Source organism: Stenotrophomonas sp. Steno-Z4, from assembly GCF_056393145.1.
Window position 1 is genome coordinate 139,571 of record NZ_JBWJPC010000003.1, and the last position, 25,050, is coordinate 164,620.

Sequence of the window (25,050 nt, forward strand, 5' to 3'; positions counted from 1 at the left end):
GGACATGCCGGGCAATGCCCGGCATGACAGATTCGGTAGCGCCGGCCGTTGGCCGGCCCTCGGCAAGGCATCCGGAGTCCACCGCAATGAATACCACCAGCACCACCATCGACTTCACCTCGTTCCTCAAGCTGATGGCGCACCAGAAGGCGTCGGACCTTTTCATCACCGCGGGCATGCCGCCGGCGATCAAGGTCAACGGCAAGATCTCGCCCATCACCCAGACCCCGCTCACGCCGCAGCAGAGCCGCGACCTGGTGCTGAACGTGATGACGCCGGCGCAGCGCGAAGAGTTCGAAAAAACCCACGAGTGCAACTTCGCCATCGGCCTGTCCGGCGTGGGCCGGTTCCGCGTGAGCTGCTTCTACCAGCGCAACCAGGTCGGCATGGTCCTGCGCCGCATTGAAACCCGCATTCCCACCGTGGAAGAGCTGAGCCTGCCGCCGATCATCAAGACGCTGGCGATGACCAAGCGCGGCATCATCCTGTTCGTGGGTGCGACCGGTACCGGCAAGTCCACCTCGCTGGCGGCGATGATCGGTTACCGCAACCTGAATTCCACCGGGCACATCATCACCATCGAAGACCCGATCGAATTCGTGCACAAGCACGAAGGCTGCATCATCACCCAGCGCGAAGTGGGCATCGATACCGACAGCTGGGAAGCGGCGCTGAAGAACACCCTGCGCCAGGCGCCGGACGTGATCATGATCGGCGAAGTGCGTACCCGCGAAGGCATGGACCATGCCATCGCGTTCGCCGAAACCGGCCACCTGGTGCTGTGTACCCTGCATGCCAACAACGCCAACCAGGCGATGGACCGCATCATCAACTTCTTCCCGGAAGACCGCCGCAGCCAGCTGCTGATGGATCTTTCGCTGAACCTCAAGGGCGTGGTCGCCCAGCAGCTGGTGCCTTCGCCGGATGGCAAGTCGCGCAAGGTGGCGATGGAAATCATGCTGGGCACGCCGCTGGTGCAGGATTACATCCGCGACGGCGAGATCCACAAGCTCAAGGAAGTGATGAAGGAATCGGTGCAGCTGGGCATGCGCACCTTCGACCAGAGCCTGTTCGAGCTTTACCAGGCCGGCGAGATCAGCTACGAAGACGCGCTGCGCTACGCCGATTCGCAGAACGAGGTGCGCCTGCGCATCAAGCTCTCGCAGGGCGGCGACGCACGCACGCTGTCGCAGGGCCTGGACGGCGTGGAGATTTCCGAAGTCCGCTGAAGCTGCGGGCGGGGAAACCGGGCGCGTACGGTGCAATGCCGGCGCGCCTTTGTTGCAAGTGGTGTTTCAAGGGGCCGGCACCGCGCCGGTGACACTGCCAATGATGAGAATGCACATGGAATTGCATGATCCATACCGCGCACCGGCGACCATTCCGATGCCACCTGCTTTGCCCGGCACGCTGCCGGAATCCCAGTCCCAGGCACGGGCGATGTCCGATGCGGCCGAGTACTACTCGCCTTCCACGCTGAAAATGGTGCTGCTTTCACCCACTACGCTCGGGCTGTACCCGATGTACTGGTTCTGGCGGAACTGGCAGGCGATCAAGCGAGAGACCGGCGGCGACCAGTGGCCCTGGGCGCGCGCGCTGTTCTCGCCGATCTGGTCGTTCTTCTGCTTCCGCGAGCTGAGTGACGCGGCCAGCAGCCGGCGTCGCGAACTGGCCTTCGCGCCAGGACTGTTGGCGGTGACCTACTTCCTGCTCAACTTCGCCAGCCGGCTGCCCAACGCCGGTTGGCTGCTGGCGCTGTTCACATTCGTACCGCTGCTGCCGGTCAACAGCCTGCTGCGCCGTTACCATCAGGATGAACGGGTCGACATGGAGCGCATGGATAGGCTCAACGTCTGGCACGTCGTGGTCATGATTGTCGGCGCCTTCGTGCTCCTGCTGGCCCTGATCGGAACGCTTGCCGGAAAGGGACGATGAGCACAGGGCGCCTGCGATCAGCCGGCGCCATTGATGAAATCTGCTCATGACCAACAGCGTCGCAGCCGATGCAATCGCAGTCGGCTGCGGGGGTATGGTGGGGACCCCACTTAAGGAGTCCTCCCCATGCAGACACGAACCCTTGGCAACAGCGGCCTGCGCGTTTCCGCGCTCGGGCTGGGCTGCATGGGCCTGAGCCATGCCTATGGCACCGCGCCGCAGGTGAGCGATGGCGTTGCGCTGCTGCACGCAGCGGTGGAGCGCGGGGTGACCTTCTTCGACACCGCCGAGGTCTACGGGCCGTTCCGCAACGAGGAACTGCTGGGCCAGGCGCTGGCGCCGTACCGCGACCAGGTGGTCATTGCGACCAAGTTCGGGTTCAAGGAGGCCAATGCCGACCTGGGGCTGGACAGCCGCCCGGAGAACATCCGCGCCGTCTGCGAGGCCAGCCTGCAGCGGCTCAGGACCGACCGCATCGACCTGTTCTACCAGCACCGGGTGGACCCGAACGTGCCCATCGAAGATGTCGCCGGCACGGTCAAGGACCTGATCGCGGAGGGCAAGGTGAAGCACTTCGGGCTGTCCGAAGCCGGCGAAACCAGCATCCGCCGCGCGCATGCGGTGCAGCCGGTGGCGGCGCTGCAGAGCGAGTACTCCCTGTGGTGGCGCGAGCCGGAGCAGAGCGTGCTGCCGGTGCTTGAAGAGCTGGGCATCGGCTTCGTGCCGTTCAGCCCGCTGGGGCGCGGCTTCCTGACCGGGGCGATCACCGCCGATACCGAGTTTGCGCCCACCGATTTCCGCAGCTCGCTGCCGCGCTTTGCGGTGGAGGCGCGCCGCGCCAACCAGGCGCTGGTCGAAGCCATCGGCGCCATTGCCGCCGCCCGCCAGGCCACCCCGGCGCAGGTAGCGCTGGCCTGGCTGCTGGCGCGCAAGCCCTGGATCGTGCCGATTCCCGGCACCACCAAGCTGCACCGGCTGGAAGAGAACCTGGCCGCTGCCGAGCTGGTTCTGCACGAGGCCGACCTGCAGCAGATCGCGGCGGCGCTGGACGGCATCGCCATCGTGGGCGACCGCTACAACGCGGAACGGCAGAAGCAGGTCACCCGCTGACGGATGTCGATTTCGTGCCCTGGCCAGCGTCGTAGTGGATGAACCCCTCTGCAAGGAACAGGTCATGAGCGACACCGCCCCGGTCAAAGGTCCCGCGTCGTACTTCCCGTCCATCGAAAAGACCTATGGGCAGCCAGTGGGACACTGGCTTGCCCTGCTGGCCACGCAAGGCGGGCTCAGGCACATGGCGCTGGTCACGTTCCTGAAGAGCCAGCATGGCCTGGGCCATGGCCATGCCAACGCGTTGGTGGCCCACCATTTGAAGGACCGGACCGGGTGAAGCGGTCATTCGTTGCGGGATGAATCGATTTCACCTGCAACTGTCACGCGGATCGTGTCTAATACCGCTCCCCACGTGTCTGGCCCCACCCCCCATGTCCCTTGAATCCCATGGCCCCGCGCCGTGCGACGACGCTGACGGCCATCTGGTCACCGCCGGCCCGCTGACCCCGCCGCCGGACAGCGCCGGCACCGTGGCCGATGCCAAAGCCCTCCGCCATTCGGTGGCCGAGGACGTGCAGGGCATGATCCTGGCCACCCTGGTGGCCTCGCTGGGCCTGGCGATCTTCGCCAAGGGCGGGCTGATGATCGGCGGCATGGCCGGCCTGGCGTTCCTGGCCCACTACGCGTTCGGCTGGAATTTCGGCCTGGTGTTCGTGCTGGTCAACCTGCCGTTCTACTGGGTGGCGGTGCGGCGCATGGGCTGGGAATTCACCCTGAAGACCTTCGCGGCGGTCACCGCCTGCGGCGTGCTGACCGACCTGCTGCCTCGCTGGGCCGATTTCGCCCACATGAGCTCGCTGTATTCGGCGCTGGTGGGCGGCGCGCTGGCCGGGCTGGGCATCCTGTTCTACATCCGCCACCGCGCCAGCCTGGGCGGCATCGGCATCCTGGCGGTGTACCTGCAGCGCACCCGTGGCTGGAGCGCGGGCAAGGTGCAGATGTCGTTCGACACGCTGCTGATGGGCGTGGCGTTCTTCGTGCTCTCGCCGGACAAGGTGATGTATTCGGCGATCGGCGCGGTGGTGCTGAGCCTGGTGCTGATGTTCAACCATCGGCCCGGTCGGTACATGGGCGTTTGACAGATCGCGGCGACCACCAACGGTGGCCGCCTACCCCCGTTTACTGAGTTTCTGCAGGCGTTTGTACACCGGGCAATCCGGGCTGTGCGCGCCGGGCAGGTAGCCCAGGCTCATCAGGAATTCGCCGGTGATTTCGCCGCCGGTGAAGCGGAACGTCTTCTTGAACAGCTTCACCCACTCGGCCTTGTCGCGCGGGTGGTGCGCGTCCAGCCATGCCGCGAAGCTGCCGTGGCTTGCCCGCAGCTGCTGGATCACCTGGGCGTTGTGGATGGCCGCATGCACCTTGAGCCGGTTGCGGATGATGCCCGCATCGTTTAGCAGGCGTTCCACGTCGCGCTCGCCATAGCCGGCCACGGTATCCACATCGAACTGGCTGTAGGCCGCGCGGAACCCTTCGCGCTTCTTCAGGATGGTTTCCCAGCTCAGCCCGGCCTGGTTGATTTCCAGCAGCAGGCGCTCGAACAGCTCGCGTTCGTCGCGTTGCGGGAAGCCATATTCGTGGTCATGGTAATGACCGTGCACCGGATGGCCCGGTGCGATGAGGCAGTAGCCGCTCATGGGGTCTCGTCTTCAACGGGAGGTTGTTCGATGCCCAGTCTAGGCCCATCGCCGAGCGACAGTTGCGGCCAGCGTGCTGGATGGATCGTCAGGTTACCCCGCAGCAGCGGGTCGTACGCCGGGTCGCCGCGGTATTCGGAGGGCATCGGGAACTCGATCTTGCCGGCATCGGTCCAGTCCTTGCCATCGCGCGCGTGCAGGCGGCATACCGCGCCACCCCACGAGGGCTCGTGGCACAACAGCATCTCGTCCACGCCATCGCCATCCAGGTCGCGGCGCAGTGCCACGCAGACCTCGTCCATTTCCAGGCAGCTGCTGACGTTCACTGTCCTGGCCAACAACGCCTGCCACCAGTCCGGGTCTGGCGCCGGGCTGCTCTTGGCCAGTTTCAGCTGCTGCTGCAGCACCTTGAGGTCTTTGATGGCGTCGCTGTAGTTCCCATAACGGACTTGCCGCGCGTCCACGCTCAGGACATTGGCGATCAGGGTGCTTGCACGCGGATCGTCGCGGAAGCGCGGGTCCTGCTGCAGTTCCTTCAGCACCTCGGCGCCGCGCCGGCCATAGCCGAAGCGCAGATCGGTGGCATCTTCGCCCTTGATTGCCGGCGCGGTTGCCTGCAGCCGGGCCATCTGGCTGGCCAGGCTGATCCGGATCGGGTCCAGCACCGGCGTATTGGCCAGCACCGCCGCACCCAGCACCACCCAGCACATCCAGCGGTTGACCGGTTCGATCCGCTGCAGCCAGCGCCCGCGCCTGCGCACCGCGGCCAGCGCATAACCCACCGCGTAACCGAACACCAGCAGCGCCGCCAGCAGCGCCCAGAAGCGCTCCAGGGTGACCCCGTACTGGCTGATGCGCAGGCCCATTGCATACAGCGCCAGCGCCGCATACACCGGCAGCGTGAGCAGGCTGGCCTCGACCAGCCGGCGCAGCCACGCCGGATAGGGCGGCAGCTCGCTTTCATGCTGGTACACCGCATTGCTGAAGACGATCAGCAGCAGCACCACGGCCAGCAGTACCGTGGCTGCCGAGCGCGTGCGCCACAGCGGCTCCAGCCCGGTGAAGGGCAGGCAGACCACGAAGATCACCGCGATGAACGCCAGCAGCGGCAGCAGGCCGCGCGCCACGGCAAACAGCACCTGGCGGATGACCTGGATGGCCCGGTCCTGGGTGCGCCCGATCAGCACGCCGAACCCGAACAGCATGCCGGTAGCCAGCGCGATGAAGGCTTTTTCGCGGAACAGGTCGCGGAAGAAGTGGATGTCCACCAGGTCGAACAGCGCCGCCCACAGCCACAGCAGCATCCAGGTCAGCCCAGTGAAGCCCAGTGCCAGCGCAAGGGTCAGCCCGTTCTGCCAGGCGCGCTCGAACAGGGCTGCGTAGGTGGCGCGCCAGTGTCCTTGCTGCAGCCGGAACTGCCACCACGGCAGCGCGACGAACACCGCGACGGCCACGCACACGGAGAACGGCAGCAGCAGCGGTGCCTGGCGCAGGTCGTCGGGCGTTCCGCCCAGGTTCCAGCCGATCCAGCCGGCCATCGCCAGCACCACGGCCGAGGCCAGCGCCGCGTGCAGCCACAGGCGGCGGTCGCGCAGGTCCACCAGGGTCAGCGCAACGGCGGTGGGGACGCTCAGCACCCAGGTGTACCAGCACAGTCGCGTGGCGAATGCCTGGAAGGGCCCGTGGTCGGCCGCTTCCTGCACCGCGTACAGCATCAGGCCCTGCAACAGCGCGATCAGCACGATGGCGGCGCGCGAGGCAGGGGAAAGGGGGGGCTGCGGGTTCATCGTGCTCTCCGTTGCATACACACGTCCATGACTGCACGCATCGTAGCCGAGGCTCACGCCCGTGTGAGGATGCAGCGGGTAGAATGGGCCCATGTCCACGTTGCCTACCTCCCTTGCCGATCACCTGCTGGTTGCGCTGCCGTCGCTGACCGATCCGACCTTCGCGCGCACCGTAAGCCTGATCTGCCAGCACGACGAGAACGGTGCCATGGGCGTGCTGGTCAACCAGCCGTCCGAGTACACGCTGGGCGATGTGCTGGCGCAGATGGAGATCCAGACCGACGACCTCGTCCTGCGCGACCAGGTGGTGCTCAACGGCGGCCCGGTGCATCCCGAGCGTGGCTTCGTCATCCATGACGATGCACGTGCGTGGGAATCGAGCCTGCAGGTGGGCGAGGGCGTGTACCTGACCACCTCGCGCGACATCCTCGAAGCCATGGCCCGCGGTGAAGGCCCGCGCAATGTGCTGGTCACGCTCGGCTGTGCCGGCTGGACCGAGGGCCAGCTGGAAGGCGAGATCGCCGACAACAGCTGGCTCACCGTGCCGGCCGATGCCGAACTGCTGTTCGCCACGCCGCTGGAGCAGCGCTGGCAGGGCGCCGCCGCACGGATCGGGGTTGACCTGTTCCGGTTGACGGACTACAGCGGCAATGTCTGAGCCGTCCACCATCCGCCGCGACGGCACCGTGCTCGGCTTCGATGTCGGCTCGCGCCGGATCGGGGTGGCGATCGGCAGTTCCTTCGGCACCCATGCCCGCGCCATCGCCGTGGTGGACGTGCACGGCAACGGCCCGGACTGGACCGCGGTCGAACGCCTGATCAAGGAATGGCGGCCCGATGGCCTGGTGGTGGGCGACCCGCTCACCCTGGATGGCCAGGACCAACCCAACCGCAAGCGCGCGCAGGGCTTTGCCCGCCAGCTGCGGGAACGTTTCAAGCTGCCGGTGGTGCTGATCGACGAGCGCTCCAGCTCGGTCGAAGCGGCCCGCCGGTTCGCCGTCGAGCGTGCCGAAGGCCGCAAGCGGCGCCGCGATGCGGCCACGCTGGATGCGGTGGCCGCCGCGGTGATCATCGAACGCTGGCTGTCCTCGCCGGACGATGCCACCCCCGTTTCCTGACCCCCAGACCCTGCCCATGACCGCCTCGCAACTCGATTCCGACGGACGCCTGCGCCACCTGCTGACCCTGGAAGGTCTGCCCCGCGAAACCCTGCTGCAGCTGCTCGACCGCGCCGGCCAGATCCGCGATGCGGCGGTCGGCCGGGTCGGCAACAAGCGCCACGTGCTGGGCGGTTCGGCGGTGTGCACACTGTTCTTCGAACCCTCCACCCGCACCCGCAGCTCGTTCCAGCTGGCGGCGCAGCGGCTGGGCGCGGACGTGCTGAATTTCGACGCCTCCACCTCGTCCACGCGCAAGGGCGAAACCGCCTGCGACACGTTGAAGAACCTGGAAGCAATGGGCGTGCGCGGCTTCGTCGTGCGCCACCCGGATGACGGTGCCGTGGCCGAGCTGGCCGCCGCGGCGGGCGAGGGCACCGCGCTGATCAATGCCGGCGACGGCCGCAGCGCGCACCCGACCCAGGGCCTGCTGGACATGCTGACCCTGCGCCAGGCCAAGGGCGGTGATTTCTCGAAGATGAAGGTGGTGATCGTCGGCGACGTGAAGCACTCGCGCGTGGCCCGCACCGACCTGCATGCCCTGCGCACGCTGGGCGTGGGCGAGATCCGCGTGTGCGGCCCGCAGTCGCTGCTGCCGGACGATGACACGCTGAAGGGCTGCATCGTCGGCCAGGATTTCGACCAGATGCTGGAAGGCGTGGATGCGCTGATGATGCTGCGCCTGCAGCGCGAGCGCATGGAAGAAGGCCTGGTCCCTTCGATCGAGCAGTACCACGCCGAATACGGGTTGAACGCCGCGCGCCTGAAGCGCGCCGGCCAGGACGCGGCCGTGCTGCACCCGGGCCCGATCAACCGTGGCGTGGAAGTCACCGACGAAGTGGCCGACGGCCCGCAGTCGTGGGTGCTGCGCCAGGTGGCCAACGGCGTGGCGGTGCGCATGGCGGTGTTGGAAACGTTGTTGGGGTGATGGGGGGTATCGACCAACGGTCGATACCTACCACAGTCAAAGAACGTCGCCGGTAGGCGACGACCGTTGGTCGTCGCGCAGGGAAAACGACCGCCATACGCCGGTAGGCGACGACCGTTGGTCGTCGCGGGCCGTGCGTCTGTATCGACCAACGGTCGATACCTACCGGGAATCTTCGTCCAACGGCCATCGGCACCACGCGAATGGATACTCGCCGATGCGGCTCGCCAGCCCAGCCCGCACCGGATTTTCCATGACGTAGAAAGCGTGGCGCCGGAACGATTCGTCCGAGCGAAGGCAGTGGTCGTGATAGCCGGTCTGCCAGATCCTGCCCTGACGATGATGCAGGCGGTTCAGCAGTAAGGCGCTACGTGATTTGAATCGTTGTGCCACATGGGAAAGCGGCCGCTCCCCCAATTGGAACAGCCAATGGACGTGATCGGGCATGACTACCCACGCCAAGGATTCGGTGAGACGTTGTTCGTCTAGTTGTGGGAACAGTTCCGCGACGATGCGAGCGTTTGCAGGATGACTGAACCATGGTCGTCGATGTTCGCAGACCATGGTGAGTTCGTACGCATGATGGATCATCGAGACACGGCCGATGCGGAGGCGTGGGCTGTTCATGCAACGATTTTTCTCGTTGCGGTACAAAGACAATATCGGCGACCGCCGTATTTCAGCGTAGGGAACGGGTGTAGTCAGGTATCGACCAACGGTCGATACCTACCAAGGGCGTCGATGGTTAGTCGAGGCATGCGGGCACAGCGCCGTATCGACCAACGGTCGATACCTACCGGCAGGCGACAACCGTTGATCATCGCCCCAACACACCCGACGCCCGGTAGGCGACGACCGTTGGTCGTCGTCGCAGCGACCCGAACGCCCGGTAGGCGACGACCGTTGGTCGTCGCGCTCTTCCGTTACCGCCGCTGTGCGAACAGCCAATCCCACATCGCCGCATCCGCATACGTCGCATCCCACGCGTTGTGGTTGCCCTGCGGGTACTCGGTATAGCGCACGTCGCCGGCACCGGCGGCATCGAACGCGGCCTTCAATTTCCTGTCGTCGGCGGGCAGCACCACATCGTCCAATGCCCCATGGAACATCCAGATCGGCGTGGCCTTGAGGCGCTCGGCGATGGCGGCATAGGGATCGGCTTCGTCCGCCACGGACTCCACGAACAATGACGCCCGCACCGCGCGCGGCGCCAGCACCGCGCCGCACACCGGCACGATCGCGGCGAAACGGGTGGGGTGTTCCAGCGCGATGTTCCAGCTTCCGTAGCCGCCCATCGACATGCCGGTGAGGTACTGCCGCGCAGGATCGGCACCGAATTCGGCGATGGTGGCATCCAGCGCGGCCAGCGCGATGCGGTTGTTGATGCCCGACCATTCCTGGTCTTCCGGCGCCTGTGGCAGCACCACCAGTGCCGGGAAGTCGCGCGCGTGGTCGCGCAGGTGCGGGCCCAGCCCGGCGGTGGTCTGGCGATGGCCGTCACTGCCACGCTCGCCCGATCCATGCAGGAACAGCACCACGGGCAACGCGCCGCGCTGCGCCTCGGCATCGCGCGGCACGAATACCTGGTAGCGCGACACCCGCCCGTCCACGGTAACGCTGCGCTCGACGAAGTGCCCCTTGTCCGCACTGCGGATCGTGGCACAGCCGCTCAGGGCGAGCACCGCCACCACCCACATCCACCACGCCGCGCGCTGTCGTGCCATTGTCTTTCCTCGGCTGAAATCGTTTTCAGTCTAGGCGCGGACGTCGGCGCAGGCATCTTGCAGTGCATCAGTCCGGGCGCGGTACCGAGGCCAGGATTTCCAGCTGTTCGATCGCCTCCGGGTGGCCGTCGGCGGCGGCGGCCTGCACCTGGGCCAGGCTGGGGTGGACCACCAGCAGGATGGGGTTCTCGCACTGCGGGCAATCGAACTCGGCCTCGTCCTCGTGCAGTTCCATGCTCATCTCGCGCGAGGTCCCCTGCCATTCGCAGGCGGGGCAGGTGTGGGTCTGGTCGCGCCAGCCGTCGGCGAAGTAGTTGTCGAGGGTCAGGGCCATGTCGGTGAACCGGTCAGTGCAGCAGGATCAGGGTGGCCAGGCCCAGGAAGCTGAAGAAGCCCATGACGTCGGTGACCGCGGTGACCACCACGGTGCCGGCCACGGCCGGGTCCACGTTCATGCGCTTGAGCAGCAGCGGCAGCAGCACCCCGGCCAGCGCCGCGGCACAGAAGTTGATGATCAGCGCCAGGGTGATCACCAGCGACAGCAGGAAGCTGTGGAACCACAGGTAGGCAATGATGCCGACCACGGTGCCGATCAGGGTGCCGTTGATCAGCGCCACCCGCGATTCCTTCCACAGCAGGATGCGCGCGTTGCTCTGGCCCACCTGGCCCAGCGCGATGCCGCGCACCATCAGGGTCAGCACCTGCACCGCCGCGTTGCCGCCGACGCCGGCCACGATCGGCATCAGCACCGCCAGCGCAACCACCTTCTGCAGGGTCAGCTCGAACTGGCCGATCACCGTCGCGGCCAGGAACGCGGTGCACAGGTTGATGCCCAGCCACACCACACGGCCGCGCACGGCGCGCTTGATCGGGGAGAACAGGTCTTCCTCTTCGTCCAGGCCGGCCGCGCCCAAGGCCTGGTGCTCGGCCTGCGAACGGATGATGTCGACCACGTCATCGATGGTGATGCGGCCGAGCAGGATGTTGTTGTCGTCCACCACCGGCGCCGACACCCAGTCATGGTCGGAGAACTGCCGGGCCACTTCGTCGGCGCTTTCGCCGACGTCGATCGCCGGCTGCTCGTCGTCGATCAGGCGGTTGATCGGGGTGCTGTCCTCGTGGGTCACCAGCGAGGCCAGCGACAGCCGGCCCAGGTACTGGTGGCGGCGGCTGACCACGAACAGGTGGTCGGTGTGGTCGGGCAGTTCGCCGCGCAGGCGCAGGTAGCGCAGCACCACGTCCACGTTGACGTCGGCGCGCACGGTCACCACGTCCGGGTTCATCAGGCGGCCGGCGCTGTCCTCGGGGTAGGACAGGACCTGCTCGAGCCGCTCGCGGTTCTCGCGATCCATCGACTTGAGCACTTCGTCGATGACCGTGTCGGGCAGGTCTTCGACCAGGTCGGCCAGGTCATCGATGTCCAGGTCTTCGACCGCGGCGATGATTTCGTCCGGGTCCATGTCGGCCAGCAGGCTTTCGCGCACTTCCTCGCCGACGTGGACCAGCACCTCGCCATCGTCTTCCGGGTCGACCAGCCCCCACACCACTTCGCGCTTGCCCGGCGGCAGCGATTCCAGCAGGTTGCCGATCTCGGCCGGCGCCAGCGTATTGACCAGCCGGCGCACCGGACCCAGCCGCCCGCTGTCCAGTGCATCGGACAACAGTCGCAACTGGCGCGCCGTCTTGTCGTGGCGTACGGCTTCGGCCATGCACAGCTCCCGCGGCAAAAGAAAAAAGGCCGCTATCCCGGACAGGATGCGGCAGAGGGGGTGGTCACCGCGTCATTATCGCTTGGATGCATGACAAACCGGTAGGTCAGCGCGTCACGACCAACGGTCGTGACCTGCCGGGCCGTTCATTGGTTTGTGTCGATCCAGCGCTCGATGCTGCGCCGGTCGCGTGCGGCCAGCAGCTTCGGTGCTGCGGCCTGCAGTTCGCCCAGATCGCTGTCGCGCACCGCGCGCCGCACCTCCAGCAGCGTGCCGGGGTGCAGGCTGAACTCGGTCAGGCCGAGCGCGAGCAGCATGCGGGTCATGCGCGGGTCGCCGGCGATCTCGCCGCACACCGCTACCGGCACCTCGTGTTCGCGGCCGGTGCGCAGGATGTGCGCCAGCAGGCGCAGCACCGCCGGGTGCAGTGGCGAATACAGCTCGCCCACCGCTTCATTGTTGCGGTCGGCGGCGAGCAGGTACTGCACCAGGTCGTTGGTGCCGATCGACAGGAAGTCGACCAGATCGATGAAGCTTTCCAGCGCGATCGCCGCAGCCGGTACTTCGATCATCGCCCCGAACGGGATGTGCTCGGCCACTTCGTGGCCCTCGGCGCGCAGCAGCTCGGCCTGCTTGTTCAAGCGCCGGCGCACCGCCAGCAGCTCCTCGCGGGTGCTGACCATCGGCAGCAGGATGCGCAGCTTGCCGTAGGCCGACGCCCGCAGGATCGCGCGCAGCTGGGTATCGGCCACCTTCGGCCGGGCCAGCGACAGGCGCACGCCGCGCAGGCCCAGTGCGGGGTTTTCTTCGTTGCTCAGGGTCAGGCCGGTGCGGTCGGCCTTGTCCGCGCCCAGGTCCAGGGTGCGGATGGTCACCGGTCGCCCGCTCATGCCGAGCGCCGCATCGCGGTAGGTTTCGAACTGCTCCTGTTCGTCGGGCAGCTCATCGCGCTGCAGGAACAGGAATTCGGTGCGGTACAGGCCGAGCCCGTGCGCGCCCAGCGCATGCGCCTCGGTGACGTCTTCGCGCGATTCGGCGTTGGCCAGCAGCGCGATCTCCACCTTGTCGCGGGTGCGGCTGGGCTTGCTGCGCAGGCGGCCCAGCTCGCGCTGCTCGCGGGCCTGGTCGCGCAGGCGGGCGCGGTAATCGCGCAGGTCCGGCGGCAGCGGGTTGACGGTGATCTGGCCGGTGCTGCCGTCGATGCCCAGCACGTCGCCGTCGGAAATCTTCTGCAGCAGGTTGGGAACGTTGACGATCAGCGGCAGGTGCAGGCTGCGGGCCAGGATCGCGCTGTGCGAGAGCGCGCTGCCCGCGGCGGTGACGATGCCGACCACGCCGTGCGCCTGCAGCTGGGCCAGCTCGGAAGGCGCGATGTTGTCGCAGACCAGGATTTCCCCGGCCAGCCCCTTCACGTCCGGCGGGCGTTTCTGCAGGAAGGCATGGATGCGGCCGATCACATGGTCCAGGTCGTCCATGCGGCTCTTCAGGTAGGCATCGTCCATGCCATCGAAGACCTTGGCCAGGCGGTCGCGCTGGACGCGCAGCGCATACCCGGCGCTGTACGGGCCGCTGCGGATCAGCTCATCCAGGCCGAACAGCAGTTCGGGGTCGTCCAGCAGCAGCGCATGCAGGTCGAGGAATTCGCCCACTTCCTGGTTCAGTGCACCCTGCAGGCGCTGGCGCAGGTCGTGCATTTCGGCGCGGGCCGCGTCCACCGCCAGGTGCAGGCGCTGCAGTTCGGCCGCCACTTGGGCCGGGGCGATGCGCTGTTCGGCGACTTCCAGGGCATGCGGCAGGCGCACCCGGGCGCGGCCGAGGGCATTGCCACGCGAGGCCCCGTGCCCGGCCAGCAGCAGGGCACCGGACGCGGTCCGTGCCGGTGTGCTGGAACCCGGTCGCGACGGTGGCCCCGGCATGCTCAGCTGTCCTCGTCGAAGCGTCGCTCGAACAGGGCCACCACTTCGTCCATGGCAGCCGCTTCGTCTTCGCCGTCGATGCGCACGGTGACCGGGGTGCCTTGGCCGGCGGCCAGCAGCATCACGCCCATGATGCTCTTGGCGTTGATCTCACGGCCTTTGGCGGCCATGGTCACGTTGCAGCGGAAGGGCGCCAGCACCTGCACCAGCTTTGCAGTGGCGCGGGCGTGCAGGCCCAGGCGGTTGGATACGGTGAGTTCACGTTCAAGCATCGTCGACAATCGCTCCATTGCGAGTGCCCGCCGCCGCAGTGGCGGGCAGTTGATCCAGTCCCTGTTCCGGATAATTCATCACTCGCAACAACATCGGCAGGCTCAGCGCCGAGACCCGGCGTGCCGGGGTGCCCAGGCGGGCCAGCTGCGCTGCCAGATTGCTCGGGCTGGCGCCATACAGATCGGTCAGGATCAAAACGCCCTCACCGCTGTCCACGCGCCGCAGGGCGGCCGAGGCAAGCGGGAGCAGGGCATCCATGTCTGCGTCGAACGGTACTTCGAAAGCTTCGGTCTTCAGCGGCAGGTGCCGCAGGAGTCGGGTCGCCACGTCCAGCAGGGACGTACCGACGCCGGGATGCGTTACAAGGAGAATGCCACAGGTCATTGTCGAACGTTAACATCCCAACATGAATTGGGGATACACCACGGTAGCAACGGACCGTTGGTCCGTTGGCTTTGATCAATCCAGTTCGCGGTGGAACGTAGCCACTTCCGGCCAGCCCTGGTCGCGCGCGTGCCGGGCCAGGCGTTCGGCCAGGTACACCGAACGGTGCTTGCCGCCGGTGCAGCCGAAGGCCACGGTGACGTAGCTGCGGGTGTCGTTGCCCAGGCGGGGCAGCCAGGTATCCAGGAAGTCGATCAGCTGGTCCACGTACTTCTGCACGTCCGGCTGGCTGTCCAGGTACTCGCGGACCGGTGCTTCGCGCCCGGACATCGGCCGCAGCTCCGGGTTCCAGTGCGGGTTGGGCAGTACCCGGGCGTCGAACACGAAGTCGGCCTCGGCCGGGACGCCGCGCTTGTAGGCGAACGATTCGAACAGCAGCGAGAGCTTGTTGCCGTGGCTGAGCGCGAACTCGGTCACCACCTTGCGGCGCAGCTGGTGCACGTTGAGGGTGGTGGTGTCGATCACCGCGTCGGCGGCGCGGCGCAGCGGGGCGGTCAGTTCGCGCTCGCGCGCGATCGCTTCGGGCAGCGACAGGCCCAGCTGGCTCAGCGGGTGGCGGCGGCGGGTGTCGGCGTAGCGCTTGAGCAGGGCTTCATCAGTGGCATCGAAGAACAGCAGCTGCGCGTCCAGCCCGGCCGCCTGGGCGTCTTCGCGCCAGTGCGACAGCTGGCTCAGGTCGCTCTGGCCGCGTACGTCGATGCCCACGGCCAGGCGGCGCGGGGCGTCGGCATCGTGGCCGGCCAGCAGGCTGCGCACGAAGTCGGGCAGCAGGTTGATCGGCAGGTTGTCCGAGCAGTAGTAGTCGAGGTCTTCGAAGGTCTTCAGCGCCACCGTCTTGCCGGAGCCGGACAGCCCGCTGACGATGATCAGGGTGGCGGCGGTGGGTTCGGCGGCGGCGTTCATGGGGTACGGCGTTCCAGCAGGTTGCTGTGGCGGGCGATGAACATCGCGGCCGGGTCGATGCCCTTGGTGCGCAGGATGTGCAGTCGGGTGGCCGCCTCGGTCAGCACCGACAGGTTGCGGCCGGGCATCACCGGCAGGGTGATCAGCGGCACATCCAGGTCCAGCACGTGGCGGGTGCCGGAATCGCCGGTCAGGCGCTCGTAACCATGGGGGGTGGGTTCGGTCATGGGCTTGGTCAGGTGCACGATGAGCCGAAGGTACTTGTTCTTCTTTACCGCCGTGTCACCGAACATCTCGCGTACGTTGAGCACGCCCAGCCCGCGCACCTCCAGCAGGTCCTGCAGCAGCTCGGGGCAGGTGCCGTCGAGCACGTCCGGGGCGATCTGGGTGAACTCTGGCGCATCGTCGGCCACCAGGCGGTGGCCGCGGCTGAGCAGTTCCAGCGCCAGTTCGCTCTTGCCCGAACCGGCTTCGCCGGTGATCAGCACGCCGATGGAGTAGATCTCCATGAATACGCCATGCAGGATCACCCGCGGCGCCAGGGTCCGGGCCAGGTGGTAGGAGAGGTGGTTGAGCAGCTCGTGGCCGCGCTTGGGCGAGATCCACAGCGGGGTCTGCGATTCATCGGCCGCCGCGCGCAGGTCTTCCGGGCAGGGCTGGTTGCGGGTGATCACCAGCGCCAGCGGGTGCGACTGCATGATCCGCTCGATGGTTTCCCAGCGCTGGCGCGAATCCAGCGAATCCAGCCAGGACAGCTCTTCGGTGCCCAGGATCTGCACTTTGTTGGGGTAGATGGCGTTGAGGTAGCCTGCCAGCGACGGCCGCCGCGAAACGGTGTTGCCGGCCTCCAGCTCGCGCCGCTCGCCCTTCTGCCCGGCCACCCAGCGCAGGCTCAGGCGGTCACGCTGCTGTTCGAACAGTTCACGCGCGGTGATGCTGGTATTCATGCGGCGCTCGCCGGCGGGGGAAATTCGATCACCTGGCGCAGTGCCGCCGCATCGCGCGCTTCGCGCAGCGCCTGGCGGATGGCCGGCTCGGAAAACAGCTCGGCCAGCTCGGACAGCAGCATCAGGTGTTGATGGGTGTAGTGGCTGGGCACGGCAATGGCGAACACCAGGTCCACCGGTTCATCGCCGCCGAAGTCCACCGGGGTCTCCAGCCGCAACAGCGCCCCGCGGGGGCGTTCCAGCAGCGGCGCGCGGCCGTGGGGGATGGCAATGCCGTGGCCGATCGCGGTGCTGCCCAGGGTCTCGCGCTCGCGCAGGTTGGTATAGAGCAGCTCAGCGTTGGCTTCGCGGCAGGCCAGCAGCCGGGCGGCCGCCTTGAGGACAGTGTCGCGATCGGCGGCCGGCAGCACCTGGGTGCGCACGGCCGCCAGTAGATCAGTCAAAGGCATGGAAAGGGGGGAGCGGGGGCGTCAGGCGTCATTGTCGCCCAAGGGAGCCGGAACCGGGGCGTGCTGGTGCTTTTTCTCCTTGTGCTTGATCACCAGCCGGTCCAGCTTGTCGGCGAGCACATCGATGGCCGCATACATGGTCTGGCCGTTGGCTTCGGCGTGGAGGGTCTGGCCGGGGATGTTCACGCTGGCGTCGACGTGGTGGTCGGGCTTCTGAAGCTTCAGTGTGACCCGCGCGTCGCAATGCTGATCGAAGTGCTTGCCGATCCGTGCCAGCTTCTCCTCTACGTAGGAATGCAGGGCCGGGGTGACTTCGACATCTTTGCCAAACGTTTCGATGCGCATCGGGTTTCTCCTTTGTTCGGATGAGCCAATGAACCTTGCCGCCAGGCGTGTGAGCGTCAGGCGATGCGTACTCGTTCGTGCGAGGCGGAAATGTTCATGGCTTCACGATACTTCGCCACGGTGCGGCGCGCCACCGGTATTCCCGAGGTCTTGAGCAGGTCAGCCAGCTTGGCGTCAGAAAGCGGCTTGCGCGGGTTCTCGTCGTCGATCAGGCGTCGGATCATGGCCTGGATGGCGGTGCTGGAGGCCTCGCCGCCGCTGTCGGTGTCGATCCCCGAGGCGAAGAAGGCGCGCAGTGCCAGGGTGCCGCGCGGGGTGCGCACGTACTTGCGGGCAATCGCCCGGGAAATGGTCGATTCGTGCAGGCCCAGCTCCCCGGCCACCTCGCGCAGGGTCAGCGGGCGCAGGGCCTGGGCGCCGAACTCGAGGAAGGCGGCCTGCTGCTGCAGCAGGCAGCGCATCACCCGCAGCAGGGTTTCGCCACGGGCCTCCAGCCCCTTGAGCAGCCAGCGTGCCTCCTGCAGGTGGGTGCGCAGGTAGCCGGCGTCGCTTTCGCCACAGCGGCGGATCATCTGTTCATAGCCCCGGTGGATGACCACCTTGGGCCCGGCATGGCCAGCCAGGGCGGCCCGCCAGCTGCCGTTCTGGCGCCAGACCACGCAGTCGGGCACCACGTAGCTGTCGTGGGCCAGTTCGCCGATCTGGGTGCCCGGGCGCGGGTCCAGCGAGCGCAACAGCTGCACGGCGGTGTCCACCGCCTCCACCGGTTCGCGCAGTTCATGGGCAATGCCGGCCACGCCGCTGCGCGGCAGGCGCTCCAGCGGCCCATCGGCAATGCGCCGGGCCAGGGCCAGGCCGGGGGTCTGCGGGTCCAGTACGTCCAGCTGCAGCTGCAGGCATTCGCCCAGGCTGCGCGCGCCGACCCCGATCGGGTCGAAGCGCTGGATCTGGTGCAGCACGGTGAGGATCTCGGCTTCATCGGCGTGAATGGCCGGGAGCAGGGTTTCGGCGATGGCCGACAGGGGTTCGCGCAGGTAACCGTCGTCCTCGAACGCGTCGATCAGCGCGGCGCCGATGCTGCGGTCGCGGCGCGACAGGTGCGACAGGTGCAGCTGCCACAGCAGGTGGTCGGCCAGGCTTTCGGTCTCGGCCACGCGCTCGGCGGCGCTGCCGTTGTCGTCATCGTCGAACGAGCCGCCGCTGCTGCCGCTGCTCCAGTCGCCTTCGCCGGGTGCCCAGTCATCGGCGCCGGAGGGGGCGGAATCGCCGTCGCCGCCATTGTCGCGTTCGGCCACTTCGGGCGGTCGCTCATCGCTGTCCGGCGCGGCATCCAGTGTGGGTTCGGCGTTCTCGGCCCAGTCCAGCAGCGGGTTGGTTTCCACCGCCTCGGCGATCTCCAGCTCCAGTTCGGCGCTGGACATCTGCAACAGCTTGATGGCCTGACGCAGCTGCGGCGTCATGACCAGTTGTTGTCCCAGCGATGTCTGCAGCCGTGCTTTCATGCCTGTGCCGAACGGAGGGAAGGCGCTGCAGCGGCCGGCGGTCAGAGCTTGAAGGTCTCTCCAAGGTACACGCGGCGGACGTCTGCGTTTTCCAGGATCGCGTCTGGTGCCCCCTGCGCCAGTACGCTGCCTTCGTTGAGGATATACGCGCGGTCGCAGATTCCCAAGGTTTCGCGCACATTGTGGTCGGTGATCAGTACCCCGATGCCACGCTGCTTGAGGTGCAGGACGATGCGCTGGATTTCGCCGACCGAGATCGGGTCGACGCCGGCGAACGGCTCGTCGAGCAGGATCAGGCGCGGCTTGGCGGCCAGCGCACGGGCGATTTCGCAGCGGCGGCGCTCACCGCCGGACAGGCTGGCGCCCAGCTGGTCGGCCACGTGGTTGATCTGCAGCTCGTCCAGCAGCGAATTCAGCTCCTTCTCGCGGCCGGCCTTGTCCAGGTCCTCGCGCAGTTCCAGCACCAGGCGCAGGTTGTCGGCCACGGTGAGCTTGCGGAATACCGAGGGTTCCTGCGGCAGATAGCCCACGCCCTGCTTGGCGCGGGTGTACATGGGGTCGGCGGTGATGTCCTTGCCGTCCAGCACGATGCTGCCGGCGTCGGCCTCGACCAGGCCCACGATCATGTAGAAGCAGGTGGTCTTGCCGGCACCGTTGGGGCCGAGCAGGCCGACCACTTCACCGGCGTCCAGGGTCAGCCCGAATTCCTTCACCACTTCGCGCTGCTTGTAGCGCTTGCGCAGACCTTTGGCGACGAGCATTACTTCTTGCTCCCGGCGGTGGGGACGGTGGCCTTGGCCGGGGCAGCGGCCGGCTTGGCGGCCGGGGCGGCCCCCTTGTTCTTGGGCGGGATGACGGTGCGCACGCGCTGTCCGTCGCCGCCGCTGTTCATCTGGCCGGTGGCGGTGTTGTAGGTCATCGTGCCACCCGAATTGGTGCCCTGCGCGCTCTTGACCGTGTAGTTGCCGGTGAGCACGATGATTTCCTTCTTGATGTCGTAGTCGATCTTGTCGGCCTGGGCTTCCATCCAGGTGCCGTCATCGAGCTGCTGTTTCATCTTGGCCTGCTTGCCGGTGAACACCGCACGCACCGCTTCACCGTCCTTCATGTGGATGTCGGCCTGGGCGGAGCGGATGTCGAGCGTGCCCTGGGTGATGGTGACGCCGCCCGACAGGGTGGTGACGCCATCGCCGACCAGCGTTCCGGACTGTGCCCCGGCGTCGATGGTCATTTCCTGGTTGCGGTCGGAGGTCTTGGCCTGCACGCCGACGGCGGGCACCATCAGGCTGAGGGCGAGGGCAACAGCGTGGAGGGTTTTCATGACGTGGGGCTTTCCTGCCGGATTCGGGGAAACGGCCAAGGCCGTTGTTGAAGTGTGGTGGCGCATCACTGACGGGGCGTGTAACGGCTCTTGACCTGGCTCAGGAACTGGTAGGTCTTGTCACTGGAGTTCAGCGCGAAGCCGACGCCGGACTGGGTCATGCCCGGTCGGGTCAAGGTCACCAGTCCATCGGAGGTGGCGCGGTTTTCCTTCGGGAACACGTCCAGCTGCTCGGTGCGGAACGTGGTCGGTGCAATGCTGGGCACGCGCGGGCTGTCGCCGCTGACGTTGCCGGTCAGCCGCAGCTTGTCGCCGGTGGCGCTGACCCAGCCGGTGTCACTGCGCAGTTCCCAGTGGTTGCCGTCGCGGTCGGGCAGCAGGAACAGCGGGGTCTGGATGGTCATGGTCTCGTCGCTGCGGGTGCGTTCCAGCAGCGGTGCGCGCAGGGTGGTCGATTCACGGCCCTGCTCGTCGAGCGCGATGATCTGGAAATCGTGCAGCACGTAATCCTTGCTGGCATCGTCGCCCGCAACGATCTCGGCCTTGTCGCGATCGCGCAGCAGGGACCAGCCGCTGAACAACGCAGCCACCAGCAGCAGGCCACCCAGTGCGGTACGCCAGTTCATGCGCCGAACCTCGCCAGGACCGCATCCACGTGGCCCTGCGCGGCCAGCAGCACGTCGCACAGCTCGCGTGCGGCACCGCGGCCCCCGTCCAGACGGGTCTGCCAGTGCACGCGTTCGGCGATCCAGGGATGGGCATTGGCCGGCGCCACCGCCAGCCCGACCGCGCACAGCGGGGCCAGGTCGGGCAGGTCATCGCCCATGAATGCCACCTGGTCCAGGCCGATGCCGTGCTGGTCGCACAGGGCGCGCACGCTGGCCAGCTTGTCGCCGACCGCGATCTGGGTGTCGATACCCAGGTCGGCGCCGCGCTTCTGCGCCGACAGGCTGTTGCGCGCGGTGATCAACACGGGGTGGATGCCGTGCTGCTGCAGCAGTTTCAGGCCAAGTCCGTCCTGCACGTAATACGCCTTGCTCTCGTTGCCATCACGGTCGTAGTAGAGCCGACCGTCGGTGAGTGTGCCGTCCACATCGAAACAGGCCAGCCGGATACGGCCGGCAACGGCATGCAGGTGGGACGGGAAACCGGGCAGCGGGGAGTAGGGCATCAGGAGCGCAGGTCAGCTGAATGGAGGAGTGTCACTGTGGTTTAAACCACCCGGGCCCGCAACAGGTCATGAATATTGAGGGCGCCAACCGCGCGGCCCTCGCCATCGACCACGATCAGGCCGTTGATCTGCTGGGTTTCCATGACCCGGGCCGCTTCCACGGCCAGCTGGTCGGCGCCGATGGTACGCGGGGTGCGGGTCATCACATCGACGATGCGCGCGCTGCGCACATCCAGGTCGCTGTCCAGGGCGCGGCGCAGATCGCCGTCGGTGAACAGGCCCACCAGGCGCTGGCCGGCATCGACCACGGCGGTCATGCCGAGCCGCTTGCGGCTCATTTCCACCAGCGCCTCGCTCAGGCTGGCGTTCTCGCCCACCTGGGGCAGCTCGTCGCCGCTGTGCATCACATCGGTGATGTGCAGCAGCAGGCGCCGGCCCAGGCTGCCGGCCGGGTGCGAGCGGGCGAAATCGTCGGCGGTGAAGCCGCGCGCGTCCAGCAGGGCCACCGCCAGCGCATCGCCCATCGCCAGCGAGGCGGTGGTGCTGGAGGTCGGGGCCAGGGCCAGCGGGCAGGCTTCGGCCGGCACGCTCACGTCCAGGTGCACGTCGGCGGCCAGCGCCAGCGACGAGCCGGGGCGGCCGGTCATGGCGATCAGCCGGTTGCCCTGGCGCTTGAGCACCGGCAGCAGCATCAGCACTTCGTCCGATTCGCCCGAATAGGAAAGGGCCAGCACCACATCGGCCTCGGTGATCATGCCCAGGTCGCCGTGGCCGGCCTCACCGGGGTGCACATAGAACGCCGGGGTGCCGGTGGAGGCCAGCGTGGCGGCGATCTTGCGGGCCACATGGCCGGACTTGCCCATGCCCGTGGCGACCACCCGGCCGCGACTTTCCAGCACCAGCTGGCAGGCCTGGCTGAACCCCTCGCCCAGGCGTTCGGCTACTGCGGCAAGGGCATCGCGCTCGATCTCGAACACGCGGCGGCCGCTGGCAACCAGCGCGGCCGGGTCGGCCGATGAGGGGGGCAGGGGCGATACAGCCATGCGGGCGCCACGCGGAAGAGTAGAATGAGCGCACATTTTATTAGGAAAGCCCGTTGGACGCCGAGACCATCCGCAAATTGATCGAAGACGGCCTGCCGGGCGCACGCGCGGACGTGCAGGGCGATGACGGCGTGCATTTCGAGGCCACCGTGGTGTGCGACGCCTTTGCCGGCAAAATGCCGCTGGCGCGCCACCGGATGGTCTATGCCACCCTGGGCGATCTCATGGGCGGGGCGATCCACGCCTTGGCGCTGAAGACGGTGACCCCGGCCGAAGTGGCCGGTTGATCGCCGAAGTACCCGTTGCCTTCGACCATCCAGCCGACCAACGGTCGGCGCTACCACACCCCAAGTAGACTCCATGGCCAAGATCGTAGTGACCGGCGGCAAGCCGCTGCACGGTGAAGTGAACATTTCCGGCGCCAAGAACGCCGTCCTCCCCATCCTGTGCGCGACCCTGCTGGCCGATGCGCCGGTGGAAATCACCAACGTGCCGCACCTGCATGACGTGGTGACCACAGTGAAGCTGCTCAGCGAGCTGGGGGCCAAGGTCACCATCGACCAGGGCACGCTGTCGCGCGGCAGCGCGATCGTGGTCGACCCGCGCCCGGTCAACCAGCATGTGGCCCCTTATGAACTGGTGCGCACCATGCGCGCCTCGATCCTGGTGCTGGGCCCGCTGCTGGCCCGCTTCGGCGCGGCCGAAGTGTCGCTGCCCGGCGGCTGCGCGATCGGCTCGCGCCCGGTTGACCAGCACATCAAGGGCCTGCAGGCGCTGGGTGCGGAGATCGTGGTCGAGAACGGCTTCATCAAGGCCCACGCCAAGCGCCTTAAAGGCGCGCACTTCACCTTCGACATGGTCAGCGTGACCGGCACCGAGAACGTGCTGATGGCCGCCGTGCTGGCCGAAGGCACCACGGTGCTGGACAACGCGGCGATGGAGCCGGAAGTCACCGACCTGGCGCACTGCCTGATCGCGCTGGGCGCGAAGATCGAAGGCCTGGGCACCGCCCGGCTGGTGATCGAAGGCGTCGAGCGCCTGTCCGGCGGCCGCCATGAAGTGCTGCCCGACCGCATCGAAACCGGCACCTTCCTGGTGGCCGCGGCGATGACCGGCGGCAAGGTCACGGTCAACCGTGCCCGCCCGAACACGATGGACGCGGTGCTGGCCAAGCTGGTCGAAGCCGGTGCGAAGATCGACACCACCGACGACAGCATCACCCTGGACATGCAGGGCAAGCGCCCGCGCGCGGTCAACCTGACCACCGCGCCGTACCCGGCGTTCCCCACCGACATGCAGGCGCAGTTCATGGCGCTCAACTGCGTGGCCGATGGCGTGGGCGTGATCAACGAAACGATCTTCGAAAACCGTTTCATGCACGTCAACGAGCTGCTGCGCCTGGGCGCGGACATCCAGGTCGAAGGCCATACCGCGATCGTGCGCGGTGCCGAACAGCTCAGCGGCGCGCCGGTGATGGCCACCGACCTGCGCGCGTCGGCCTCGCTGATCCTGGCCGGGCTGATGGCCGACGGTGACACCACCATCGACCGCATCTACCACCTGGACCGCGGCTACGAGAACATCGAAGAGAAGCTGTCGTCGCTGGGCGCCACCATCCGGCGCATCGCATGATCCTGCGCGGCCAGTTCACCCGCCGCCGCAAGGCGCTGCTGATCCTCGTGCTGGTGGTGCTGGGCTGGCTGGGCTATGCCTGGTATGCCGATATCGCCATCACGCAGGGCCTGGAACAGCAGGACATGGACTGGAACGGCGATGGCACGGTCAGCCGCACCGAGGTGCTGCAGGCGTTCTACGCGGTCGGGGTGACCACCACCGTGGAAGGCAACCGCCATTGCCGTTCGTTCTACTGGCGCAAGACCGGCGAGCAGATCCGCGTGGACTGCAAGACGGTGTTCCAGGCCGAAACACCGGCGAAATGAAAAAACGCCCGCAGTCGCGGGCGTTTTTTTGTATCGACCAACGGTCGATACCTACCGGCGATACCACCGGCATGTATCAATGCCGGTGGTAGGTACCGACCGTTGGTCGGTACCCGCGCAATCACTTGAACGATTTGATGGTCAGGTCCAGCGCGTCCTTGCCGCCTTCGCGCTGCAGCAGCCGTACCGGCACCGGCATGTCCTTGGTCACCCAGGCAATCTGTTCCTTGTTGCCGTCCACGCGGGTCACCTTGGTGGCGTTGTAGGTCTTTCCGCCCACGGTGACGTTCTCGGTGCCCGACACCTTGTAGGTCATCGGCTTGATCCGGCCTTCGTCGACCATGCGGTAGGTCAGCGGCTTGCCCGCGGCGAAATCACGGGCGATGGCCAGGTTGATCAGCAGCGCGTCCATGTCACCCACCTTCAGCGCGACCGGTCCGGCACGGTCCGGCTTGATGTCGCCCGTCCAGGTAGCCTGCTTCTTCGACCAGTCATAGTTGGCTTCCACGTTGCGCTTCTTGACCAGCACCATCGAACGATCCCGGCTGCTGAGCGGGCGCAGGGCGCCATTAGATTCCTCGAACGTGGTGTTCTGGCTCAGGGTCGCCAATTGGTTGCTGACATCCAGGCTGTACTGCCACTTGTTGCCGTCGACCTGCTTGAGGGTCATCTTGCCGGGCGCCTGCATGCCCATGTAGTTGGCCTGGTACTCGGCGGTAAATGGCTGCAGAGCCATGGCCGGCAGGCTCGCTACGGCCAGCGCGCCGGCTGCGATCCAGGACAGGGGGCGGGTCGGAATGCTCATG

31 protein-coding genes are annotated in these 25,050 nt (G+C 67.1%); 11 read left to right on the forward strand and 20 right to left on the reverse strand.

Annotated elements, in window-relative coordinates:
* Positions 1–86: 86 nt before the first annotated feature.
* The 5 genes from AC06E7_RS09430 (at position 87) to AC06E7_RS09450 (ending at position 4,127) form a co-directional block, all read left to right on the forward strand.
* A complete protein-coding gene (locus AC06E7_RS09430; RefSeq protein WP_068849744.1) occupies positions 87–1,229 on the forward strand; it encodes a PilT/PilU family type 4a pilus ATPase in 1,143 nt (380 codons plus the stop codon).
* Positions 1,230–1,278: 49 nt separating this feature from the next.
* Positions 1,279–1,935: a hypothetical protein gene (locus AC06E7_RS09435; RefSeq protein WP_478064314.1), complete on the forward strand. Its 657-nt coding sequence runs from the start codon at positions 1,279–1,281 to the stop codon at positions 1,933–1,935.
* A 126-nt stretch (positions 1,936–2,061) separates the two neighbouring features.
* Entirely contained in the window at positions 2,062–3,045 is a 984-nt protein-coding gene (locus tag AC06E7_RS09440) for an aldo/keto reductase (RefSeq protein ID WP_478064315.1), read from the forward strand.
* Positions 3,046–3,109: 64 nt separating this feature from the next.
* The gene (locus AC06E7_RS09445) at positions 3,110–3,325 is read left to right on the forward strand and encodes a DUF4287 domain-containing protein (RefSeq protein ID WP_068854565.1); all 216 of its coding nucleotides are present in this window, start codon (positions 3,110–3,112) and stop codon (positions 3,323–3,325) included.
* Between the two features lie 94 nt (positions 3,326–3,419).
* Positions 3,420–4,127 carry a YitT family protein gene (locus tag AC06E7_RS09450; protein ID WP_184125063.1) on the forward strand — a complete coding sequence of 236 codons (708 nt, stop codon included), beginning with the start codon at positions 3,420–3,422 and terminating at the stop codon, positions 4,125–4,127.
* A gap of 30 nt (positions 4,128–4,157) precedes the next feature.
* Here AC06E7_RS09450 and AC06E7_RS09455 read toward each other — a convergent pair whose 3' ends face one another.
* A complete protein-coding gene (locus AC06E7_RS09455; RefSeq protein WP_184125065.1) occupies positions 4,158–4,685 on the reverse strand; it encodes a DNA-3-methyladenine glycosylase I in 528 nt (175 codons plus the stop codon).
* A complete protein-coding gene (locus AC06E7_RS09460) occupies positions 4,682–6,472 on the reverse strand; it encodes a DUF4153 domain-containing protein (RefSeq protein ID WP_478064316.1) in 1,791 nt (596 codons plus the stop codon). The genes AC06E7_RS09455 and AC06E7_RS09460 overlap by 4 nt, the downstream gene beginning before the upstream one ends.
* 91 nt (positions 6,473–6,563) lie before the next feature.
* On the opposite strand from AC06E7_RS09460, the gene AC06E7_RS09465 reads away from it, so the two are divergent.
* Genes AC06E7_RS09465 through AC06E7_RS09475 form a run of 3 tightly spaced genes read left to right on the forward strand, consistent with a single transcriptional unit; the run spans position 6,564 to position 8,557 of the window.
* Positions 6,564–7,130 (forward strand): YqgE/AlgH family protein, encoded by a 567-nt coding sequence (locus tag AC06E7_RS09465; protein WP_068849768.1) that lies wholly within the window; start codon positions 6,564–6,566, stop codon positions 7,128–7,130.
* Positions 7,123–7,590, forward strand: a complete 468-nt coding sequence (gene ruvX / locus AC06E7_RS09470; RefSeq protein WP_478064318.1) for a Holliday junction resolvase RuvX — start codon at positions 7,123–7,125, stop codon at positions 7,588–7,590. The genes AC06E7_RS09465 and ruvX overlap by 8 nt, the downstream gene beginning before the upstream one ends.
* Before the next feature lie 16 nt (positions 7,591–7,606).
* Positions 7,607–8,557 carry an aspartate carbamoyltransferase catalytic subunit gene (locus AC06E7_RS09475; RefSeq protein WP_217538060.1) on the forward strand — a complete coding sequence of 317 codons (951 nt, stop codon included), beginning with the start codon at positions 7,607–7,609 and terminating at the stop codon, positions 8,555–8,557.
* Positions 8,558–8,719: 162 nt separating this feature from the next.
* On the opposite strand, the gene AC06E7_RS09480 is transcribed toward AC06E7_RS09475, so the two are convergent.
* The 17 genes from AC06E7_RS09480 to AC06E7_RS09560 all read right to left on the reverse strand — a co-directional run bounded on the left by AC06E7_RS09480 (position 8,720) and on the right by AC06E7_RS09560 (position 22,304).
* Positions 8,720–9,184 (reverse strand): REP-associated tyrosine transposase, encoded by a 465-nt coding sequence (locus tag AC06E7_RS09480; protein WP_093533325.1) that lies wholly within the window; start codon positions 9,182–9,184, stop codon positions 8,720–8,722.
* Positions 9,185–9,480: 296 nt separating this feature from the next.
* Complete coding sequence (locus AC06E7_RS09485) at positions 9,481–10,281, reverse strand: carboxylesterase family protein (RefSeq protein ID WP_478064321.1); 801 nt, start codon at positions 10,279–10,281, stop codon at positions 9,481–9,483.
* 67 nt (positions 10,282–10,348) lie between these two features.
* A complete protein-coding gene (locus tag AC06E7_RS09490) occupies positions 10,349–10,615 on the reverse strand; it encodes a hypothetical protein (RefSeq protein WP_478064323.1) in 267 nt (88 codons plus the stop codon).
* A 13-nt stretch (positions 10,616–10,628) separates the two neighbouring features.
* Positions 10,629–11,990: a magnesium transporter gene (gene mgtE, locus AC06E7_RS09495; protein ID WP_068849782.1), complete on the reverse strand. Its 1,362-nt coding sequence runs from the start codon at positions 11,988–11,990 to the stop codon at positions 10,629–10,631.
* Between the two features lie 146 nt (positions 11,991–12,136).
* Complete coding sequence (gene ptsP, locus AC06E7_RS09500; RefSeq protein WP_478064325.1) at positions 12,137–13,906, reverse strand: phosphoenolpyruvate--protein phosphotransferase; 1,770 nt, start codon at positions 13,904–13,906, stop codon at positions 12,137–12,139.
* A gap of 2 nt (positions 13,907–13,908) precedes the next feature.
* Entirely contained in the window at positions 13,909–14,178 is a 270-nt protein-coding gene (locus tag AC06E7_RS09505) for an HPr family phosphocarrier protein (RefSeq protein WP_068849785.1), read from the reverse strand.
* Positions 14,171–14,563: a PTS sugar transporter subunit IIA gene (locus AC06E7_RS09510; RefSeq protein ID WP_068849788.1), complete on the reverse strand. Its 393-nt coding sequence runs from the start codon at positions 14,561–14,563 to the stop codon at positions 14,171–14,173. Before AC06E7_RS09510 ends, AC06E7_RS09505 begins: the two co-directional genes overlap by 8 nt.
* Before the next feature lie 75 nt (positions 14,564–14,638).
* On the reverse strand, positions 14,639–15,526 hold the full coding sequence (gene rapZ / locus AC06E7_RS09515) for an RNase adapter RapZ (RefSeq protein WP_176472645.1): 888 nt from the start codon (positions 15,524–15,526) through the stop codon (positions 14,639–14,641).
* The gene (gene hprK, locus AC06E7_RS09520; protein WP_068849794.1) at positions 15,523–16,473 is read right to left on the reverse strand and encodes an HPr(Ser) kinase/phosphatase; all 951 of its coding nucleotides are present in this window, start codon (positions 16,471–16,473) and stop codon (positions 15,523–15,525) included. The genes rapZ and hprK overlap by 4 nt, the downstream gene beginning before the upstream one ends.
* Positions 16,470–16,922 carry a PTS sugar transporter subunit IIA gene (locus tag AC06E7_RS09525; protein ID WP_478064328.1) on the reverse strand — a complete coding sequence of 151 codons (453 nt, stop codon included), beginning with the start codon at positions 16,920–16,922 and terminating at the stop codon, positions 16,470–16,472. Before AC06E7_RS09525 ends, hprK begins: the two co-directional genes overlap by 4 nt.
* A 21-nt stretch (positions 16,923–16,943) precedes the next feature.
* Positions 16,944–17,267 (reverse strand): ribosome hibernation-promoting factor, HPF/YfiA family, encoded by a 324-nt coding sequence (gene hpf / locus AC06E7_RS09530; RefSeq protein ID WP_068849799.1) that lies wholly within the window; start codon positions 17,265–17,267, stop codon positions 16,944–16,946.
* Positions 17,268–17,323: 56 nt separating this feature from the next.
* Positions 17,324–18,769 carry an RNA polymerase factor sigma-54 gene (locus AC06E7_RS09535; protein WP_478064330.1) on the reverse strand — a complete coding sequence of 482 codons (1,446 nt, stop codon included), beginning with the start codon at positions 18,767–18,769 and terminating at the stop codon, positions 17,324–17,326.
* A gap of 41 nt (positions 18,770–18,810) precedes the next feature.
* Positions 18,811–19,530 (reverse strand): LPS export ABC transporter ATP-binding protein, encoded by a 720-nt coding sequence (gene lptB / locus AC06E7_RS09540; RefSeq protein ID WP_068849805.1) that lies wholly within the window; start codon positions 19,528–19,530, stop codon positions 18,811–18,813.
* The gene (lptA, locus tag AC06E7_RS09545) at positions 19,530–20,090 is read right to left on the reverse strand and encodes a lipopolysaccharide transport periplasmic protein LptA (RefSeq protein WP_210131804.1); all 561 of its coding nucleotides are present in this window, start codon (positions 20,088–20,090) and stop codon (positions 19,530–19,532) included. Before lptA ends, lptB begins: the two co-directional genes overlap by 1 nt.
* A gap of 65 nt (positions 20,091–20,155) precedes the next feature.
* The gene (lptC, locus tag AC06E7_RS09550) at positions 20,156–20,716 is read right to left on the reverse strand and encodes an LPS export ABC transporter periplasmic protein LptC (RefSeq protein ID WP_478064333.1); all 561 of its coding nucleotides are present in this window, start codon (positions 20,714–20,716) and stop codon (positions 20,156–20,158) included.
* Positions 20,713–21,261, reverse strand: coding sequence for a KdsC family phosphatase (locus AC06E7_RS09555; protein WP_093533331.1), 549 nt, complete (start codon positions 21,259–21,261; stop codon positions 20,713–20,715). The genes lptC and AC06E7_RS09555 overlap by 4 nt, the downstream gene beginning before the upstream one ends.
* Positions 21,262–21,302: 41 nt before the next feature.
* Entirely contained in the window at positions 21,303–22,304 is a 1,002-nt protein-coding gene (locus AC06E7_RS09560) for a KpsF/GutQ family sugar-phosphate isomerase (protein WP_068849816.1), read from the reverse strand.
* Between the two features lie 53 nt (positions 22,305–22,357).
* On the opposite strand from AC06E7_RS09560, the gene AC06E7_RS09565 reads away from it, so the two are divergent.
* The 3 genes from AC06E7_RS09565 to AC06E7_RS09575 all read left to right on the forward strand — a co-directional run bounded on the left by AC06E7_RS09565 (position 22,358) and on the right by AC06E7_RS09575 (position 24,244).
* Positions 22,358–22,591, forward strand: coding sequence for a BolA family protein (locus AC06E7_RS09565; protein ID WP_068849819.1), 234 nt, complete (start codon positions 22,358–22,360; stop codon positions 22,589–22,591).
* 73 nt (positions 22,592–22,664) lie between these two features.
* Positions 22,665–23,936, forward strand: a complete 1,272-nt coding sequence (gene murA / locus AC06E7_RS09570) for a UDP-N-acetylglucosamine 1-carboxyvinyltransferase (protein ID WP_095363733.1) — start codon at positions 22,665–22,667, stop codon at positions 23,934–23,936.
* The gene (locus AC06E7_RS09575) at positions 23,933–24,244 is read left to right on the forward strand and encodes a hypothetical protein (RefSeq protein ID WP_068849825.1); all 312 of its coding nucleotides are present in this window, start codon (positions 23,933–23,935) and stop codon (positions 24,242–24,244) included. Before murA ends, AC06E7_RS09575 begins: the two co-directional genes overlap by 4 nt.
* A gap of 121 nt (positions 24,245–24,365) precedes the next feature.
* On the opposite strand, the gene AC06E7_RS09580 is transcribed toward AC06E7_RS09575, so the two are convergent.
* Entirely contained in the window at positions 24,366–25,049 is a 684-nt protein-coding gene (locus AC06E7_RS09580) for a DUF3108 domain-containing protein (protein WP_478064337.1), read from the reverse strand.
* Between the last annotated feature and the right edge of the window lies 1 nt (position 25,050).